The 1,981-nt window shown below is 63.0% G+C and carries 2 protein-coding genes; both read left to right on the top strand.

The window, feature by feature from the left end:
- The coding region (locus AB7C87_RS24115; RefSeq protein ID WP_369732092.1) for a hypothetical protein at positions 1–214 on the top strand (214 nt) is incomplete at its 5' end.
- A 299-nt stretch (positions 215–513) separates the two neighbouring features.
- Positions 514–1,981 (top strand): HAMP domain-containing protein (locus AB7C87_RS24110; protein WP_369732091.1); only part of this gene is annotated, 1,468 nt, incomplete at its 3' end.

Here is a 1,981-nt window from a genome sequence, read left to right as displayed (position 1 = left end):
CGCGGCGGCCGAAGAACAGGCGGCGACGATCTCCGAAGTCGCCGACGGCGCCCAGTCGCTGACGGAGATGGCCGACGGTCTCCGGCTCTCGCTCGACGCCTTCGACGTCGACGCCTGCGGCGGCACGGAGGATCCGGGGCGCGACGAGGAACCCGGCCTCGTCCTCGAGCACGACGAGGAAAGCGACCTGGCCAACGTCGACTCAGACGACTGATACGGTCAACTGCCCGTCAGTCCCGGTGCGACCGCGAGCCGTCCTGTGGTCGCCTCGGTACATCGTTACGGCATTCCGTATGAGCCGACCAATCGGGACCGATCCCGCCTCGTGACCCGCGCTCGATCGGGTGCATTCGGCACCCATCGAAGAGCCCTGCGGCTGGAAATCGCGACGAAAAGGGGCCACAAGCGATTTTTAGTGACAGTAAGATTATTTTGAAGATGCCACTGGGAACGCTCGTCCCGGACGATGTTCGGGAAAAAATACCGTCCGATCTCCGAGAAAAACTACCGTCGATGGACCGATCGGACTCGGGTGGGGATCGGGGGGGACCGGACGCGGAACGAAACGACGAACCGATATCGGCCAGGCTCGTCCCGGATCGCCTTCGGCGGAGCTACGTCGCGAAGTTCGGACTCGTCATCCTCGCGGTCCTCGTCCTCACCGCAGGCGTCGCGGGCTTTTTCTATCTCGATATCTCGAGCCAGATCACGGAGACGTCACAGGGCGAAGTGGAGATGTCGGCCGAGTTCCAGGCGGAAAAGCTCTCGAACGAGGTGAACAGATACGAGCAGATCGCAGCCAGCCTGGCCACGCACGATCGGATCGTCGACAGGGAGGGAGTACAGATCGAAGCGAGGTTAAACAACGAACACTTCCGGGGGCCGGAAGAGATTCAGGCGATGCACTACGTCGATCTCGAGACGGACACGGTCACGCAGAGCACCGACCGTACCGCGGTTGGGACCGACCTATCGGAACTGGATCTCGACGTCCACGTCCGTAGCAGGAGTGGTGTCAGCGAGTACAGTTACGAGGACGTCGACCTCACGGGACTGGATTCGACGTTTACGGACACGTTCGAACACGACGGCGAGAACGTGGTCGCGTTCATCAGTCCCGTCGAAAACACCGATAGCGACGGCGCGATCGTCGTCGTCGTTCCCGTCGCGGAGCTCGCGACGGACGTCGACAGCACGATCGATGGGGATTACACCGAGGTCGTCGACATCGGAGACGGAGACGTGATGGTCGGATCCGACGAGGACGCGGTTCTGTCGACGTACCGGGACGGGGAGGCAACCGAGATCGTCGAAGAGGCACGGTTCGAATCCGGGACGGCCGAGTTCGATGACGCGGGCGAAATCGTCGGCTACGCCCACGTCTCGGATACGGATTGGGTGTTGCTCTTCCACGCGCCACAGTCGAACGCCTACGCGCTCGTCGACAACGTCGCCAACTCGCTGATCGCTCTGATCGCCGTCGCGCTGGCGGGCTTTCTCTTCATCGGGGCGACGATCGGCCGCTCGACGGCGAAGGCCCTCGATGACATCGCTGAAGACGCCACGGCGCTCTCGAACGGCGACACCGACGTCGAAATCACGACCGACGGCCGTATCGACGAAATCGGTCAAGTACGGAATTCGTTCCGCGATATCAGTCAGTACGTCGAGACCGCGACCCATCAGTCCAACGCGATCGCCCAACAGGAGTTCGACGACCCCGCCCTCGAGCAAGCGGTTCCCGGCACCCTGGGGGAATCGCTCGCGACGATGCACACCGACCTCGAGAGCTACATCGAGGACGTCGAAGCCTCGAAAGCCGAGGCCGAAGCCTCCCGCGAGGAAGCCGCAGAAGCGAGACAGGAAGCCGAAGCGCTAGCACAGCGACTCGAGCGAAAGGCGACGGAGTTCGGCGACGTGATGGGGGTCGCCGCCGACGGCGACCTCACTCAGCGACTCGATGACGACGTCGACAACGAGG

This window comes from Natrarchaeobius versutus, assembly GCF_041205745.1.
Classification (GTDB): domain Archaea; phylum Halobacteriota; class Halobacteria; order Halobacteriales; family Natrialbaceae; genus Natrarchaeobius; species Natrarchaeobius versutus.
Note: the sequence above shows the minus strand (reverse complement) of the source record. Positions and strands in the feature narration are given on the sequence as shown.